Origin of the sequence: Nocardia sp. BMG51109 (assembly GCF_000526215.1) — a bacterium.
Classification (GTDB): Bacteria; Actinomycetota; Actinomycetes; order Mycobacteriales; family Mycobacteriaceae; genus Nocardia.
Genome location: NZ_JAFQ01000004.1, coordinates 4,631,940 through 4,648,400, shown reverse-complemented (window position 1 = coordinate 4,648,400; position 16,461 = coordinate 4,631,940). Strand labels below are relative to the sequence as shown.

Annotated in this window: 14 protein-coding genes; 4 read left to right on the top strand and 10 right to left on the bottom strand. The window is 69.1% G+C overall.

The window, feature by feature from the left end; translation table 11 throughout:
• Nucleotides 1-12: 12 nt before the first annotated feature.
• From D892_RS0122270 to D892_RS41905, 4 genes are all read left to right on the top strand, one after another.
• The gene (locus tag D892_RS0122270; RefSeq protein WP_024803359.1) at nucleotides 13-804 is read left to right on the top strand and encodes a phosphoadenylyl-sulfate reductase; all 792 of its coding nucleotides are present in this window, start codon (nucleotides 13-15) and stop codon (nucleotides 802-804) included.
• Entirely contained in the window at nucleotides 801-1,742 is a 942-nt protein-coding gene (gene cysD, locus D892_RS0122265; RefSeq protein WP_036567366.1) for a sulfate adenylyltransferase subunit CysD, read from the top strand. The genes D892_RS0122270 and cysD overlap by 4 nt, the downstream gene beginning before the upstream one ends.
• 231 nt (nucleotides 1,743-1,973) lie before the next feature.
• Nucleotides 1,974-3,275, top strand: a complete 1,302-nt coding sequence (locus tag D892_RS0122260; protein ID WP_024803357.1) for a sulfate adenylyltransferase subunit 1 — start codon at nucleotides 1,974-1,976, stop codon at nucleotides 3,273-3,275.
• A gap of 202 nt (nucleotides 3,276-3,477) precedes the next feature.
• Complete coding sequence (locus tag D892_RS41905) at nucleotides 3,478-4,197, top strand: sirohydrochlorin chelatase (RefSeq protein WP_036569515.1); 720 nt, start codon at nucleotides 3,478-3,480, stop codon at nucleotides 4,195-4,197.
• Nucleotides 4,198-4,492: 295 nt separating this feature from the next.
• On the opposite strand, the gene D892_RS0122250 is transcribed toward D892_RS41905, so the two are convergent.
• The 10 genes from D892_RS0122250 to D892_RS0122200 form a co-directional block, all read right to left on the bottom strand.
• Nucleotides 4,493-4,771, bottom strand: coding sequence for a hypothetical protein (locus tag D892_RS0122250; RefSeq protein WP_024803355.1), 279 nt, complete (start codon nucleotides 4,769-4,771; stop codon nucleotides 4,493-4,495).
• Between the two features lie 109 nt (nucleotides 4,772-4,880).
• Nucleotides 4,881-5,771, bottom strand: coding sequence for a helix-turn-helix transcriptional regulator (locus tag D892_RS0122245; RefSeq protein ID WP_024803354.1), 891 nt, complete (start codon nucleotides 5,769-5,771; stop codon nucleotides 4,881-4,883).
• A gap of 122 nt (nucleotides 5,772-5,893) precedes the next feature.
• Nucleotides 5,894-6,691, bottom strand: a complete 798-nt coding sequence (locus tag D892_RS0122240) for an HAD family hydrolase (RefSeq protein WP_024803353.1) — start codon at nucleotides 6,689-6,691, stop codon at nucleotides 5,894-5,896.
• Between the two features lie 43 nt (nucleotides 6,692-6,734).
• Nucleotides 6,735-7,454, bottom strand: coding sequence for a TIGR00266 family protein (locus D892_RS0122235; RefSeq protein WP_024803352.1), 720 nt, complete (start codon nucleotides 7,452-7,454; stop codon nucleotides 6,735-6,737).
• Nucleotides 7,455-7,682: 228 nt separating this feature from the next.
• Nucleotides 7,683-9,707, bottom strand: coding sequence for an Hsp70 family protein (locus D892_RS43930; protein ID WP_051499142.1), 2,025 nt, complete (start codon nucleotides 9,705-9,707; stop codon nucleotides 7,683-7,685).
• A gap of 503 nt (nucleotides 9,708-10,210) precedes the next feature.
• On the bottom strand, nucleotides 10,211-11,797 hold the full coding sequence (locus tag D892_RS0122220; RefSeq protein ID WP_024803351.1) for an FAD-dependent oxidoreductase: 1,587 nt from the start codon (nucleotides 11,795-11,797) through the stop codon (nucleotides 10,211-10,213).
• Nucleotides 11,798-11,809: 12 nt separating this feature from the next.
• On the bottom strand, nucleotides 11,810-12,814 hold the full coding sequence (locus D892_RS0122215; RefSeq protein WP_036569507.1) for a diiron oxygenase: 1,005 nt from the start codon (nucleotides 12,812-12,814) through the stop codon (nucleotides 11,810-11,812).
• 542 nt (nucleotides 12,815-13,356) lie between these two features.
• A complete protein-coding gene (locus D892_RS0122210; RefSeq protein WP_156959624.1) occupies nucleotides 13,357-14,514 on the bottom strand; it encodes an Hsp70 family protein in 1,158 nt (385 codons plus the stop codon).
• 239 nt (nucleotides 14,515-14,753) lie between these two features.
• On the bottom strand, nucleotides 14,754-15,353 hold the full coding sequence (locus tag D892_RS0122205; protein ID WP_024803348.1) for a class I SAM-dependent methyltransferase: 600 nt from the start codon (nucleotides 15,351-15,353) through the stop codon (nucleotides 14,754-14,756).
• 95 nt (nucleotides 15,354-15,448) lie between these two features.
• Nucleotides 15,449-16,444: a sulfate/molybdate ABC transporter ATP-binding protein gene (locus D892_RS0122200; RefSeq protein ID WP_024803347.1), complete on the bottom strand. Its 996-nt coding sequence runs from the start codon at nucleotides 16,442-16,444 to the stop codon at nucleotides 15,449-15,451.
• Nucleotides 16,445-16,461 lie beyond the last annotated feature (17 nt).

Genomic DNA, 16,461 nt, shown 5'->3' with positions numbered 1-16,461 from the left:
GAGATCTCAACTATGGCAACCACTTCGGACAAACTCTCCGAGGACGAACTGCGCAGAATCGCGGAAGACGGTGCGGCGCAACTGGGTCCGGAAGCCTCGGCGGCCGAGCTGCTGCGGTGGACCGAGGACACGTTCGGGCGCGGCCCGCTCGGTCAGGGGCCGGAGGCGGAAGCCGAGCGTAACCACGGAGGCCCCCCGAGCGGGCCCAATGGATGCGGCTACATCGTCGCGTCGAATATGCAGGACGCGGTGCTCGTACACCTGGCGGCGCAGGTCCGCGCGGGTGTCGACATCCTGTTCCTGGACACCGGCTACCACTTCGCCGAGACCATCGGCACCCGCGACGCCGTCGAGACCGTCTACGGCGTGAATATCGTCAACGTCGAGCCGGAAAACACCGTGGCCGAACAGGATCGGCTGCTCGGCAAGGATTTGTTCGCGCGCGATCCGGGCGAATGCTGCCGGTTGCGCAAGGTGGTGCCGCTGAAGCGGTCGCTGTCCGGCTACAACGCCTGGGTCACCGGCATCCGCCGGGTGGAGTCCCCTACCCGCGCCAACGCGCCCCTGATCTCCTTCGACGAGGGTTTCGGCCTGGTGAAGATCAACCCGATCGCCGCCTGGACCGACGACGAGATGGCCGCGTACATCGAAGAGCACGGCATTCTCGTCAATCCCCTGGTCGACGAGGGGTATCCGTCCATCGGTTGCGCTCCGTGCACGCGGAAGCCGGAACCGGGATCCGATCCGCGAAGCGGCCGCTGGGCCGGCCTCGCCAAGACCGAATGCGGGTTGCACGCGTCATGAGTACACCAGTTACCGAAACCGAGTCCGCCATTCTCGCCTCGCTCGAGGACTTCGACACCCTGGCCGCACTCGAGAGCGAAGCGATCCATATCTTCCGCGAGGTCGCGGGCGAGTTCGAGCGGCCGGTGATCCTGTTCTCCGGCGGCAAGGACTCCACGGTGCTGCTGCACCTGGCGCTCAAGGCGTTCTGGCCGGCGCCGCTGCCGTTCGCGGTGCTGCACGTGGACACCGGGCACAACCTGCCGGAGGTGCTCGAGTTCCGCGATCGCGTCGTCGAGAAGTACGGGCTGCGCCTGCACGTCGCCGCGGTCGAGCAGTATCTCGCCGACGGCCGGCTGACCGAGCGCGCCGACGGCATCCGCAACCCGCTGCAGACGGTGCCCCTTCTGGACGCCATCGCCGACAACCGCTTCGACGCGGTATTCGGCGGCGGCCGCCGCGACGAGGAACGCTCCCGCGCCAAGGAACGCATCTTCTCGCTGCGCGACGCGTTCGGGCGCTGGGATCCCAAGCGGCAGCGCCCCGAACTGTGGAACCTGTACAACGGCCGGCACGCGCCGGGCGAGCACGTGCGGGTGTTCCCGCTGAGCAACTGGACCGAACTCGACATCTGGCGCTACATCGCCCGCGAGAACATCGACCTCGCGACGATCTACTACGCCCACGAGCGCCCCGTCTACCAGCGCGACGGCATGTGGATGACGCCCGGCTCGTGGGGCGGCCCGCGCGACGACGAGGAACTGGTCGTGAAATCGGTGCGCTACCGCACCGTCGGCGACGGATCCACCACGGGCGCAATACTGTCGACCGCCGCGACCAACGAGGACATCCTCGCCGAGGTCGCCGCGTCGAGGCTGACCGAACGCGGGGCCACCCGAGGCGACGACCGCGTCTCGGAAGCGGCAATGGAAGACCGCAAGCGAGAGGGCTACTTCTGATGCACACCGCACCAGCCACCAGACCGAACGCGGCGCGCAGTGCCCACTCCCCAAGAGACGACGACCGCGTCTCGGAAGCGGCAATGGAAGACCGCAAGCGAGAGGGCTACTTCTGATGCACACCGCACCAGCCACCAGACCGAACGCGGCGCGCAGTGCCCACTCCTCGAGAGACGACGACCGCGTCTCGGAGGCCGCGATGGAGGACCGCAAGCGAGAGGGTTATTTCTGATGTCCGACCTGTTACGACTGGCCACCGCCGGCAGCGTCGACGACGGCAAGTCCACACTGGTCGGACGTCTTCTCTTCGATACGAAATCCGTTCTGGCCGACCAGATCGACGCCGTCACCCGCGCATCGGTCGACCGGGGCCTGTCCACCCCCGACCTGTCGCTGCTCGTCGACGGCCTGCGCGCCGAGCGCGAGCAGGGCATCACCATCGATGTGGCGTACCGCTACTTCGCCACGCCCCGGCGGACCTTCGTGCTGGCCGACACCCCGGGTCATGTGCAGTACACCCGCAACACGGTGTCGGGGGCATCGACGGCCCAGCTGGTCATTCTGCTCGTCGACGCCCGCAAGGGTGTGATCGAGCAGACCCGCCGGCACGCCGCGGTGATGGCGCTGCTGGGGGTGCCGAGGCTCGTCCTGGCCGTGAACAAGATCGACCTGGTCGACGACGCGGCCGGGGTGTTCGCCGAGATCGCGGCCGAATTCACCGAACTCACCACGCGACTCGGCTGGGCGCCCGAGGACGTGGTGGAGATCCCGGTGTCCGCGCTGCACGGCGACAATGTCGCGTCGCGCTCCGAGAACACGCCGTTCTACGACGGGCCGTCGCTCATCGAGTACCTGGAGTCGGTGCCGGTCGACGCCGACAGCTCCGGCCCGCATCAGGTCGGGCTGCGGTTCCCGGTGCAGTATGTGATCCGCCCGCGCACCGCCGAGCACCCGGACTACCGCGGCTACGCGGGACAGGTTGCCGCGGGCGCGGTGTCGAAGGGTGACGAGGTCGTGGTGCTGCCGTCGGGCATCCGCAGCACGATCGAACGGATCGACACCCCGGACGGCGAACTGGCCACCGCGCAGCCGGGCCGCAGCGTCACGCTGATCCTGACCGACGACGTCGACATCTCCCGCGGCGACATCATCGCCTCGGCCATCGATGCTCCGGAACCGCTGGACTCGTTCGACGCCACGGTCTGCTGGCTGGGCGACAAACCGCTGCGCCCGGGTGCGCGGCTGCTGCTCAAGCACGGCACCCGCACCACCCAGGCCATCGTCGGCGCGCTGCTGGAGCGTTTCGACGAACAGAACCTGGCCGCCGATCCCGACCCGGAATCGTTGGCGCTCAACGATATCGGCCGCGTCTCGGTGCGCGTCGCCGATCCGGTCGTCGCCGACGACTACCGCGTCAACCGGCACACCGGCAGCTTCCTGCTCATCGACCCGTCGGGCGGCAACACGCTCGCAGCCGGGCTGGTGGGCGACGTCCTGACCGCCGTCGAGGTGGGCACGGAAGCCGGCAGCTGAGATGAGTTCGCTGCCCGCGTCCCGGCACGGCCCGTCATCCCGGCATGCCCGTGGCCGGGATCCACAGCGTACGGCGGGATTCCGGCCACAAGCATACCGGGATGACGGGGAGAGCCTCCGGAACGATCGAGAGGGCGTCCGGAACGAGAGGGAAAGCTTCCGGAGTAACGGCGGCGAGAATGCCCGGCGGGGCAGGCCGGCGCTGATCGCCGTGGCGCACGGCAGCCGCGATCCCCGTTCGGCCGCGACGATATCCGCCGTGGTCGCCGATATCGCCGTGCGGCGTCCCGACCTGGACGTCCGGCCGGCGTTTCTCGATCTGAACACCCCCTCGGTGGAGCAGGTCGTGGATGCCGTTGCCGCCCAGGGACATACCGACGCCGTGGTGGTTCCGCTCCTGTTGGGCAGCGCATTTCACGCCCGTGTCGATCTGCCGGGCCTGCTGGCCACCGCCGGCGTTCGGCACCCGCGCCTGCGCCTGACCCAGGCCGATGTCCTCGGCACCGATCCGCGCCTGGTCACCGCGCTGCGCGACCGCATCGTCGCCGCCGGTGCCGACCCGCGCGACGAACGCACCGGAATCGCGGTCGCCGCCGTCGGATCGTCCTCGGCCGCGGCCAACCGCCGCACGACACGGATCGGCGACCTGCTCGCCGCCGGCACCGCCTGGCGGACCACCGTCTGCTTCGCCACCACGGAACCCGGCCCGGCCGAGGCGGTTTCGAGCCTGCGCGACCGCGGCTGCGATCGTGTGCTGGTGGCCCCGTGGTTCCTCGCCCCCGGCCTGCTCACCGATCGCCTGCGCACCGCGGCCGCCGATCTCCGGCACGCGGAAACCATCGGCGCACACCCGCTTCTCGCCGAGGTGGCGCTGGACAGATATGCGGCTGCCATAACGCCTACCCTGGATCTGTCCGCCTGAGCCGGGGCGCGCTCGACCGCCCGGGACCGCGGCAGATTCGAGCGTCTCCTTGTGATCCGACCGCGTCGAACCGCCATTCCGGCACACCGCCGGGATCCACGGTGCGGCCACTACATGGAGACAGTGGATTCGGCCACCCAAGGCGGCAATGAATTCCGGCCACCCGCGACAACAGCGGACTCCGGCCACCCACAGCGGCAATGAATTCCGGCCATCAGCACGCCGGAATGACGATGCGGTGGTGCGCGACTACCCCACGGATCGCCCGAGGCTGCGACTCCGCACAACGGCGGGCTCAGCCATCCTCGTATAGCTCGGCGTCGTAGTCGCGGAAATCCGCGGCCTCGCGCTGGGCCCGCTGGAACTCCAGGTCGTCGAGCATGCCCACAGTCCGCACCGTCTGGTCGGGGACGCCCAGGTTCAACGCCTCGGCGGCGGCCACCCTTTTCCGGACGGCGAGTTCGTCGTAGCCTCGGTCGTCCTCCGGCAGCCTACCCAGCATCGTGCGCAACTCGGACAGTTCCGCGAGCGCTCTCGTCCGCTGCTGCGCCAACTGGCGATCCGGCCCTATCACGTTGTCCCTGCCCCTTCCGGTAGATGCCCCTTCCGGCAGATCCAGGAATCGAGCAGCATGGAACCGTCGGATCCGCGAAGGGCACTCTCGCGGGTCGGCGCCCGGGGCGTTACTCCCCGAGCTCGGTGGCCCTCTTCAGCAGGATCTGGCGCGACTGCTCCGGCGTCGCCGCCTGCATGCTGAGGGTGTCCATGACCTGCCGGTACATCTCCAGGTCACGCGGGCGATCCAGGTACAGCGCGCTGGTCAGATGCTCGAGATAAACCAGATCGGGCAATTCCGGCTCGGCGAAGCGCAGCATCGTGAACGAACTGCCCGCCGCACCGTGCCCGCCGACCTCGAAGGGCAACACCTGAATGGTCAGGTTCTTCCTGTTCGACAGCTCGGCCAGATGCTCGAGCTGCCCCCGCAGCACGGCCCGGCCGCCGATCGCCCGATGCAGGACCGCCTCATCGATCACCGCCCACAGCCCGGGCCCGCCGGACCGCTCCAGCACCTCCTGCCGACGCCGACGCAGCTCCACCCGGCGCGGCGCGTCCTTGCCGTGGCCGAGCGAGACGACCGCACGGGTGTAGTCCTCGGTCTGCAGGAGGCCCGGAATCAGTTGGGCCTCAAAGGTTCTGATCGACTCCGCGGCATGCTCCAGACCGATGTAGGTCTCGAACCACTGTGGTAGTAGATCGCCGAACCGCTGCCACCACCCCGGCTCGTTGGCCTTGCGGACCAGATCCAGGAACGGCTCACGCTCCTCCGGATCGACGATGCCGTACAGCGTCAGAAGGTCGCGGATGTCGCGTTCCTTGAAACCCGTCCGGCCCAGCTCCAGCCGGCTGATCTTGGCATGCGAACCACGGATGTGCTCGCCCGCGTCCTCCCGGGAGATGCCCCGGGACTCGCGTAGCTTGCGCAACTGTCCGCCGACCGCGATACGCAATGCCGTCGGGCCACGCTCGACGACGGTCTGCTCGACTTGGCCGAACCGTGTGGGTTCTGCAGCCATGAGGTCGTCTCCCGATACTCGTGATGGTGTGGCGGTACGGTAGCCGGTGTACGCCCCGATGTAACCACACTCGGCCGCCTATCCTACCTCCGAACGGGCCGCATCGGCGACGACCCGACCGGTCAGTTATGAAACCAGCGCTCGAGCACGACTGCCACGCCGTCCTCCCCGACGTCGGCGGTGATCTCGTCGGCCAGTTCCAGCACCGGGTCCACCGCATTGCCCATGGCCACGGAATGTCCGGCCCAGGCGAGCATTTCGCGATCATTGTAGCCATCGCCCATCGCGAGGGTGACCTCGGGCGGGATACCGAGTTCGCGACGCAGTTGCTCGAGCGCCCAGCCCTTGGTCACGCCCAGTTTGGAGGCCACCAGCCAGGGCTCGTGCTCGCCGTGCACCCAGCCCGCGCCGGGCAGGTTCTGCTCGGCCATCACCTCCACCATGTCGGTCAGCGTGCCGCCCGGCCACCAGCCGTTCAACCGCGTGGTCGGTTCCAGGCTCAGCTGATGGTCGTCGACGAACCGGAACTCGCCCAGCCGGAAGCTGCCGGGGTAGTACCCCGTCGTCCAGGTGCCGATGCCGACCTTCTCCACCGACAGCACCATGTCGGGGAACAGCGTGCGCAGCACCGCCACCGCGGGCTCCGGGTCGAAGGTGTGCACCGACAGCGGCTCCCAGTTCGAAATATCCACGTGCACAGCCCCGTTCGAGCACAGCGCCCGGCCCGCGCCGAGACCCAGCTCCTCGACCACCATCCGGGTGGCCAGCAGCGTGCGGCCGGTCGTGATCACCACGTGCGCCCCGGCCGCGACCGCCGCCCGGACCGCGTCCCGTACCCGGGCACTGATCTGTTCCCCGGTCGCCATGAGGGTGCCGTCCACATCGAGCGCTATCAACTGCGGGGGTTCTGCTGTCTCCACCCGCCCCATTGTTACCGATGATGCAGATGCACTTGCATCTTCGTCACTGTCCGTGCTCGCGCTGCCGATCGCCGGCCTCCGGCAGCGGAAGGTACGGCGTGACCGCGTGTGCCAGGCTGCTCATCGTCAGCGATTGCAGCCACACCCGGCCCGGCCCGGTGAGCGCCGCCAGGAACAGGCCGTCGCCGCCGAACAGGATGTTGCGGATGCCGCGCAGCACGGTGATGTCGAAATCGACACCGGCCTCGAACATTCCGACATGTCCCGGGTGCACGCGCAGCGTCTGCCCCGGCGCCAGGTCGTAGGTCACGACCTCGCCGGACAACTCCACCCAGGCGTTTCCCGCACCGCCGATCCGCTGCAGCGTGAATCCGGTCCCGCCGAAGATCCCCGCGCCCAGGCGGCGCTGAAAACTCAGCGCCACCCGCACATCGCCGGTGGCACACAGGAATCCGTGCCGATGCACCAGATACTCCGCGTCCGGCCGCACGGCGACCGGCACGATCTGGCCGGGCAGCTTCGCGGCGAAGGCCACCGTCCCCGGCAGGCGAGCGGCGGAGTATTCGGTCATGAACCATCCCGCGCCGGCGAAGGCGCGCCGCACGGCGCCGAACATGCCGCCTGCCATGACCCGTGACGAGGTGCGCAGCCGGATGGACTCACTCATCCACGACAGCTGCCCCGCCTCCGCGATCACCCGGTCGTCCGGCTGCAGGGTGACCTCGAGCACCGGCATCACGGTGCCGATGATTCTGGTATCCACCCGTTCCAGTGTCCGCCCGGAAAACCGCCCCCGGCAACGCATGACACATCAACACGACGTTCGGCTTCCGCCGGATCGGCTGCCGGTCGGTGGGCCTACTGGATCGCGTCAACGAAATCGCAAGAAAGACAGGGAAAGGGGAGTCGATGAGTGCGCGGTTCGAAACCGAGGTGGTGCTGATCAGCGGCGCCAGTTCGGGTGTGGGCGCGGCGACCGCGCGCCGGGTGGTCAGCGGCGCGAACCGCCCCCTCCTCCACCGCCACCCGAACCGCCGTGGGATCCCCCCGACGAACCACCCGACTTGGAGCCACCACCCGAGGGCCCACCGGAATCCTTGCCGCCCGAGGAACCACCGTGTCGCGAGGAACCACCGTCTCCCGAGGAACCGCCGGAGTTCGAGGTGCCGCCGGACAAGCCGCCGGACGCCTTGCCGACGTCCGAAGCCGAACCGCCGCCGGATCCGCCGGACGCCGATCCGCCGCCGGAGACTCCACCGTTCCCGAGGCCACCGCCGGACGATCCCGCCGGTCCCGATCCGCCGCCCGCGGATCCGCCGGACGGAGCGCTCCCCGAGGAGTCACCGCCGGAGCTCGCCGATCCGGCCGACGAGCCGCCCGTACCGGTCGATCCCCCGCCGAACCCCGCACTGCCGCTCTGCCCGGCACCGCCGGCCGAGACCCCACCGGCCCCTCCCCCCGCGGAACCCGTTCCCGCGGGTGACCCCGCGATCGGAGCAGAACCCGGGCCATCGGAAGCCTTTGCGCCGGGACCGGTTCCGCCCGCCCATCCGGTGCCGGCGTGGGAGCCCGCCGCCCCCTCGGACGGATTGGACAGCGAGCCACCGGGAGGCCGCGGAGCGGGAAAGGCACCGCTCCCGGGCAGGCTGACCGAGGGGATGCGGCCACCGGACAGCCCGGCCGGCGTGGGGCCGCTCGGAGTCCTGTCGAACGGGAGCGGATTGGTGAAGCGCGCCGGATCGGCATAGGGCGAGGCGCCGCGGCGGGAGATCGGCGAGGTGTGCGGCGGGGCACCACGCGTGGCGACCGGGCGCTCCGCGACGGCCGTGGCACCCGTCGACACCGACTGCGCCACTGCACCGTACGAGCGCGCGACGGGCTTCGTCACCGACCAGACCCCCTCCGCTTCACCCCCGAGCGGCGGGGCGTCGTCGAGGCCCTCGAGCGGCGGCAGGCGGCCGAAATCTTGGCGGGCGTCGCGCGCGGGGCCGGCCAGCGCCGGCGCGAATTCCAGTGCCGGGCCGTCGGTTCCGATCGGCCCGCTGCCCAGCATGGACGCGGCCGACACGGCCACCGCGGAAGCGACCGCGGCACTGGACACCACGGCCGCGCCCCGCGCGTACCGGCCCGAAGTCGTTCCCGCGCCCGCCCTCCGGGCCGCGGCCGTCGCCGCACCGATGGCCACGGTGTGCGCCGGATCCGGAGACATCAGCACGGGCCGGCCGAGTTCGGCCAGCACCTGCGCGACCTCGGGCGGCCGAGCGGCGCCCCCGACGAGCAGAACCCGGTCGATGTCCCGCATCGTCAGGCCCGCGCCCTGCACGCATTTCCGCACCAGCGGAAGGGAATTGCGGACGGTCCACGCGCGTAATCGGGCGGTGTCGTCGAGGGAGACCACCTTCGACACCGGCGCCGACCCGCCCGGCTCCAGGGTGCGGGCATAGCGCGCCAGCACGGTCCCCAGCGGACGGCCGCCGTACCGGCGCGAGCGCACCGCCCTGCCCAGCACACCCCGCTCGTCACGATCCCCCTCAGTGCGCACGACCGCGACGTCGAGGCTGCTCCCACCCAGGTCGTAGACCAGCGTGAGCCCGGACTCCGACACACCGTGTTCCGCGTCGAGCCATTCCACCGCCGCCACCGGCTCCGGCATCAGCACGGTGTCGGCGGCGCCCGAACGGTCCAGGGCGTGCCGCAGCGGTGACAGCTGGCGCGTGCCGTAGCAGGCGGGAAAGGTGGCGACCGGTCCCGCCGTCGGCTCGGCGGCCCCGACGAGGCAGCCGACCACCGCGGCCACCAGATCGGCCGGCGTCCAGATCCGGCCGCCCAGCGTCACCGGCTCCGACCGCCGCGTGAGATCCGCGAAATCCGTTGCCACCGGGGCGAATCGCGGCATGCCGCCCACGCATGCGGCGCCGGTGCTGTCGAAGGTGACGGCCGTGCGGCGCAGCCGCACGGCCGGCCGATCGCGATCACCGGCCACCGCCGAGACGGAGTTCACTGTGCCGATGCTCATGCCGAAGCCAACTGTCATTGCCATCCCGTCAACGCACCGAGACCACGGCCCCACGAAGACGATCCATGTGGTCGCGGTCGTTTTCCAAACAGCGACCACAGGTTAGCTGGCAATTGTCGGTGGTCAATACCGAACGGGCGGAAAAACTTTCATACCCGCTGGTCTACATCATGAAATGCCTGATAGGCGGACATGCAAGCCTTCGAATGGATTTGAAATCGTACCCAAACGGCAAATTTGCGCCGAAACCAGCTACTTCCCAGTAATTACCGATACATACCGACCGGTGCGCTGTTGTGAATCCAAAACGATCACATGCCACACAGAACAAGACCGGAAAATCTGAATGACTGAAAGGTTGCTATCGATGCGAGAAGGAGTCGATCCGGCATTTCCCCCATTCCAAACGGACCGATCGGTTCTGGTGTGAGACACGCACTCTCGCCCCGGACAACACGAAGCCCGGGCGTGGAAACACGCCCGGGCCGGTTCGGTGCGGAGGATCAGGCGCGAGCCAGGAGCTTGCGCTTCCACCACGGCCGGTCCGCGGCACCGCCGCCGCGGATCGCGCCCGGACGGCGCCCGGCGATCAGACGGTCGAGATCGGCCGCGCTCGCGGCCGGTGCGGGCAGGCGCCCGGCATTGAAGTCGTCGACCAGATGCCGGACCGTCTGCTGGGCACAGGATTTGTTGGTGCCGATGAAGCCCGTCGGGCCGCGCTTGATCCAGCCGGTCACGTAGGTGGCCGGGACGACGGCGCCCCCGGACGAGTCGAGCACCCGGCCCTCGTCGTTGGGGATCACGCTCGCCCGCTCGTCGAAGGGCAGGCCGGGCAGCGCCACGCCGCGATATCCGACCGACGTCAACACCAGTCCGGCATCGAGGGATTCGGCCTCGCCGGTCCCGACCGCCCGCACCGTGCCGTCCTCGTCGGTGCGAAGCTCGGTGCGCTCCAGCCGGATTCCGCTCACCTCGTCGGTCCCCAGCAGCGCGGTCGGCGACGACAGGTAGCGGAACACGATCCGCTTGCGCGCACCCACCGGCCGATGGGACACCCCGCGCAGCAGGCGCAGCTTCTGCTCCACCTTCTGCGGCATCCCCGGAACCGCCTCGGGCACTTCACCTTCCACGACGATATCGACGTCGGAGCCGAGCAGGCCCACGAATTCCGGCACCGTGAAGGCGGATTCGGCCGGACCGCGACGGCCGACGATCACGACTTCTTCGATCTTGCTGTGCCGCAACGCCGCCAGCGCCACCGGCGAGACCTCCGTGCCGGACAGCGTCTCGGGGTCGGCGGTGAGAATGCGAGCAACGTCGAGCGCCACATTGCCGTTGCCGACGATCACCGCGCGCCGCCGGGACAGGTCGAACTCCCGCCCGGCGTGATCGGGATGCCCGTTGTACCAGGCCACGAACTCCGTGGCGGAGACGTTGCCGGGCAAACCCTCGCCGGGAACGCCGAGCTTGCGATCGGCCGAGGCGCCCACCGCGTAGATCACCGCGTGAAAGTGCTCGCGCAGCTCGGCGTGCGAAATATGCTCACCCACCTCGACATTCAGGTACGACCCGAAGCCTGGCTGCGCGGAGATCACATCGAACAGCCGGCTCACCTGACGGGTGCGGGTGTGGTCGGGCGCCACGCCGTGCCGGGCCAGCCCGTACGGCACCGGCAGCCGGTCGAGGACCGTCACCGACACTCCCGGCTGGGTCAGCAGCTCATCGGCGGCATACATGGCCGACGGGCCCGAACCGACGACCGCGACCCGCAGCGGACCCTGTCCGGTCCGGACGGCCGCCGCCGGAATGGGCTTGGCCAGCACCGGCCGCGGCCGCACCTGCCGGTAGAAGTCGGCATTGATCTCGATGAACGGCTGCTGTTCGTCGGTCAGCTTCTTCGTCGAGGTGATGGCGTCCACCGGACAGGCCGAGGCGCAGGCGCCGCAGTCCACGCACGACGCCGGATCGACGTAGAGCATCTCCGCGGACAGGAAGTCCGGCTCGTCCGGCGTGGGGTGGATGCAGTTGACCGGGCAGGCGTACACGCACGAGGCGTCGCTACAGCACGACTGCGTGACCACGTAGGGCATCGCGACCGTCGCTCAGCCGGCTCGCGCCGCGCGCACGGGCTCCGAGCGGTACCGGGTGGTGTGGCCGTCGATCCGCAGCAGCTTCCACATGCCCTTGGCGATCGGGTTCATCAGGCCGATCTCCTTGGCGAGCGTGCGCACGTCACCGAAGAAGTCGCTGAAGTCCTGCTTCGCCTCCTTGGAGCCGTAGAACAGCTCCTTGCGGACGTGGTCGGGAATGTCGAACTCTCGCCAGAACGACCGCGGCGGAGTGTAGATCGACCGTCCCAGGATCCACATGACGAGCGGCATCAGCAGCGACAGCGCGAACTTGTTGGCCTTACCCGTCTCGGGCACGTGCTGCTTGAGGAACTCGTGCGCGAAGGAGATGTGCCGGGCCTCCTCGGCCACGTGAATGGACATCACGCCGCGCATGATCGGGTGCACCTCGTCGCCCGAGCGCAGGATCGCCTTCTGGATGTGATCGATCGGCTCCTCGCCGGCCAGCACCGCCATGAAGAACAGGTTCGGGAACTTCGCGGCGACCGGCGCCCCGATGTACTTGAACTTGCTGACCAGCGGGCCCATCCCGGGTACGTCGATACCGATCCGGTTGACCATCTCCTGGAACATCAGGGTGTGGTTGTGCTCCTCGATCATCTCGTGGGAGCAGTACCGGAACTCGGGGGATCCGTTGGGCAGTCCGAAGTTGTGCGTCACCATGCCGCTGATCAGGATCGACTCGAACTGCAGGCCGACCTTGGCGACATTGGCCTGGCGATACTTGCCGATGGCAATCTTGCGCTCCAGCGGCTGCGCCTGATACCAGGGGTGGCGGCCGAGCGCGTCACCGGAGACGGGCAGCACCCAGCGCTCCTCGCCGGCGTCGGCGGCGAAATCGGGGTTGTCCCAGTCGATGTCCTCGAACGGATCGAAGTGCTTGTTGACCGAGCCCTCCGAGAGCAGCATCAGCTTCTGGGCGTACTCCTGAGCCTGGGCGACCACCGGGTCGACGTCGGGCGTCGCGGCAACAGACATCGTCGTCACAGCCTCTCCATCTCGGACTATTAACTGTGTCCCATGGTTACACCAACAAGGGGACCGGTCAATAGTGACACAGCGACGATTCGAACTCGAGTGCACACCTGTACACCGAATAATCGATAGTGTGTATTTATCGCGCTGGTCAAGAGGGTGTTATCCGGCGGCTTCCCGGGGCAGAGTGTTCCGGATCACGTTCACCAGATAGGGGTATGGCCGTGCTCGATGAGCGATTCCGCCGGAGCGCCGACCCGCGATGCGAGCCGAATACGTGACACGGGCCGGGTGCGAGGCATGACCCGGATGCGAGGCACAGGCCGGCTACGAGGACGAGCCCGACAAGGCACAAGTCGGGGACGAAGACGAGCCGGCTACGAAACACAAACCGGGTACGAGGCCGCAGCCCGGATGCGCGGCGCGGCCCCGTACACGAGGCACAGCCCAGATACGCAGCGCGGCCGGCATGAGGCGCGGCCGGCTACGAGACGGGTTCGGAATACGAGGCGCGGCCCGGATTCAGAGCGGGACGGGTGCGCAGGTCAACGGCACGGGTGCGCTACACACGCGTCGGCGGCGGGGATCGTGGCATCGCCAGCGACCGCCGTGGTTGCGCACAGGGCCGCGGTGGCGGCGATCGCCGCGGTGGCCGTCACCCGGACGGCGCGCCGGCCGAACAGCCGACCGGCCCCCACCCGGCCGAGGCGGGCCGGTCCACCGCGCCACCAGCCGCGGCGGTGACCGGTCGTGCCCGTCTCCCCCTCGACGGACCGGCGGGCCAGGATCGCGGCGCCCTCGGCGACGGTGTGCTCCGGGTCGGGCGCCACGATGATCGGCCGGGCCAGGGCGGCGGCGAGGACATCGACCACCTCCGGCGGCCGGGCCGCGCCGCCGATCACCAGGACGCAGTCGACGTCGGCCATCGTGACATCGGCGACGCGCAGGCACTTGTAGACCATGCCGAGCGATTTGCGCACGTGTTTGGTGCGCAGTTCGGTGATGACCGCATCGGAGGCGGCGTTCGACCCGTCCCCGGAGCGCCAGCCGGACCGCCGGGCCATCTGTGCGCCGAACGCGCGGCCGCCGAAATCGCTGGAGCGCAACGATTCTCCGACCACCGGATCGGTCGGGCAGCCCGCGCCGACCCGGACCAGGGTGACCCGGAGCCCGGAGCCGCCCAGGTCGTACACCAGCGCCAGGCCGGGCATCATCGGGCCGCAGGCGTCCTCCAGCCAGGCGGCGGCTGCGACCGGCTCGGCCGCCAGCACGGCCTGTTCCAGCCCGGCCGCGTCGAGGGCCTCGCGCAGATCGTCCACGCGCTGCGGCGGATAGCCGGCCGGGTGGGTGACGGTGACGCCGGACTCCGGCTCGCGCACGTCGGTCAGCTCGCGCACGTCGGTCAGCACGGTCGCGGCGACCGTCGCCACCAGGTCGGCGGCCGACAGCGCGCGATGCCCGACCCGGGCGGTCGGCGCCGAACGCTGGGTGAGGTCGGCGAAATCGGTGATGGCCCGGCCGTGCTTGGGGATCCGGCCGACGCGCGCGGTGCCGGTACTGTCGAACGTCAGGGTGGTGCGCCAGGTCTCCGGCGGGCAATGCCCCCGACGCCCCCGATGCCCCGGCCCGTGCTTACCGCCTCCGTACGCCACCGCACGCACCGTGTTGACCGTGCCGATGCTGACTCCGAGCCCAACCATCATCACGTCCACCCTCGATCGACGAGCCGTTTACCGAACCGTGATCCGAACCTGATCCAGGACACCACTGTGCTGAAAGATTGCCAAGCACCGGACATGTGGTTGTCCGCCCGAGCGCCGGTGATGCGCCCCGCTATCGACTCGACCGGACGACGGACCCAACCTGCGTAATCACTTGCCGCAACGACCGCCACACCGGGCAAGGTCGCGGTCGGACATCGCCCGGTACCGGTTTGCCGAAGTCAGGACTTGGTGGCAGCCCCGACGAAGAGCAGTCCGCCGAGGTGGTGTTCGATCTCGGCCTGTCCGTGCAGGCCGTGCCGCCTCAACTCGGTGACGAATTCCGTCGCCTCGAACCGGTTCTCGCGCGGATGCACCGTGAACGTCCGCATCGCCCAGGTGTCCAGCAGGTGCCGGGGAACCTCCTCGAACAGCACCGTGCCGCCGGGCCGCAGCACCCGGACGACCTCCGCGAGCGCCTGCCGCCAGTCGGGGACATGGTGGATGATCCCGAAATCCATCACCACGTCCATGCTCGCGTCCGGTTGCCGGATCTCGCACACATCCCCTTGCGAGAGTGCGACATTCGCACGACCGTGCAGCCTGCGTTCGGCGACGTCGACCATGGCCGGATCGAAGTCGAACGCGGTCACGTGCGCCGCACCGAGACGATCCTGGAGTACCTCGACGCCGACTCCGCGGCCGCAACCGACCTCGAGCACGCGCCGACCGGACAGGTCACCTCCGGCAAGGCGACGGAACCACGCCGCCTCCCGGTGGTGCTGGTGCGCGGCGCGGACCGGATTGTTCATCGCCAGGCGCTCGATGGTGTTGAGCTTCACGGTGACTCCCCTTCCACTCATGAGTTAGGTAACCCTAACTCCGAATTCGCGGCGGGGCAACGTCCCGGTGTGAGCGATGGAGGAAACTCCCCCGATCAGCCGACCGGCAGCTCCGGGATTCGGGTCGCGCGGGCGTAGACGGTCTCGCCGTCGGCCAGGCGGAGGGCCTCGGCGTCGCCGCGGGTGACCTGGGCGGTGAACAGGTCGCCGGTGGCGGCGTTGCGCAGTTCCAGGCGGACCTCGAAACCCAGGCGGACGATGCGCTCGACGGTGGCACGGGTGACGCCGGCCGATTCCGCGGTGCCCTCGTGTTCGGCCTTCGCCACATCCGCGTCGCGACCGATGCGGATATCGTGCGGGCGGACCAGGTGACCGTTCAATTTCGCCACATCGCCGAGAAACGACATGACGAAATCGTTGGCGGGACGGTCGTAGACCTCCTCCGGGCTGCCGATCTGTTCGATGCGGCCGGAGTTCATCACCGCGATCCGGTCGGCCACGTCCAGGGCCTCCTCCTGATCGTGGGTGACCAGCACGGTGGTCACGTGCACCTCCTCGTGCAGCCGGCGCAACCATTTGCGCAGGTCCTGACGGACCTTGGCGTCCAGTGCGCCGAACGGCTCGTCCAGCAGCAGCACCTGCGGATCCACGGCCAGCGCCCGGGCCAGCGCCATGCGCTGCCGCTGACCGCCGGACAACTGGGCCGGATAGCGGTGCTGGAAGCCGTCCAGCCCGACGATGCCGAGCAATTCGTCGACGCGCGTGCGGATTTCGTTCTTGGGCCGCTTGCGGATCTTCAGCCCGAACGCCACGTTGTCGCGCACGGTCATGTGCTTGAACGCCGCGTAATGCTGGAAGACGAAACCGATACCGCGCTTCTGCGGCGCGACCCGGGTCACATCGGTTCCGGCGATGCTGACCACCCCGGAATCCAGCGATTCCAATCCGGCGATCGAACGCAGCAGCGTCGACTTGCCGGACCCGGACGGGCCCAGCAGCGCGGTCAGCTCGCCCGACGGGATATCGATGCTGACATTGTCGAGCGCCGCGAAGGTGCCGTAGGACTTCCTCGCGTCGGTTACAGTGATCATTTTCCTGCCTCCGGCAA

What these genes read in the sequence shown, in the direction of transcription:
- D892_RS43930 (WP_051499142.1), bottom strand. Translation starts at nt 9,707, where the DNA reads ATGAGCATCGGCACAGTGAACTCCGTCTCGGCGGTGGCCGGTGATCGC.
- D892_RS0122210 (WP_156959624.1), bottom strand. Translation starts at nt 14,514, where the DNA reads ATGATGGTTGGGCTCGGAGTCAGCATCGGCACGGTCAACACGGTGCGT.
- cysD (WP_036567366.1), top strand. Translation starts at nt 801, where the DNA reads ATGAGTACACCAGTTACCGAAACCGAGTCCGCCATTCTCGCCTCGCTC.
- D892_RS0122260 (WP_024803357.1), top strand. Translation starts at nt 1,974, where the DNA reads ATGTCCGACCTGTTACGACTGGCCACCGCCGGCAGCGTCGACGACGGC.
- D892_RS0122270 (WP_024803359.1), top strand. Translation starts at nt 13, where the DNA reads ATGGCAACCACTTCGGACAAACTCTCCGAGGACGAACTGCGCAGAATC.
- D892_RS0122215 (WP_036569507.1), bottom strand. Translation starts at nt 12,814, where the DNA reads ATGTCTGTTGCCGCGACGCCCGACGTCGACCCGGTGGTCGCCCAGGCT.
- D892_RS0122245 (WP_024803354.1), bottom strand. Translation starts at nt 5,771, where the DNA reads ATGGCTGCAGAACCCACACGGTTCGGCCAAGTCGAGCAGACCGTCGTC.
- D892_RS0122220 (WP_024803351.1), bottom strand. Translation starts at nt 11,797, where the DNA reads ATGCCCTACGTGGTCACGCAGTCGTGCTGTAGCGACGCCTCGTGCGTG.
- D892_RS0122200 (WP_024803347.1), bottom strand. Translation starts at nt 16,444, where the DNA reads ATGATCACTGTAACCGACGCGAGGAAGTCCTACGGCACCTTCGCGGCG.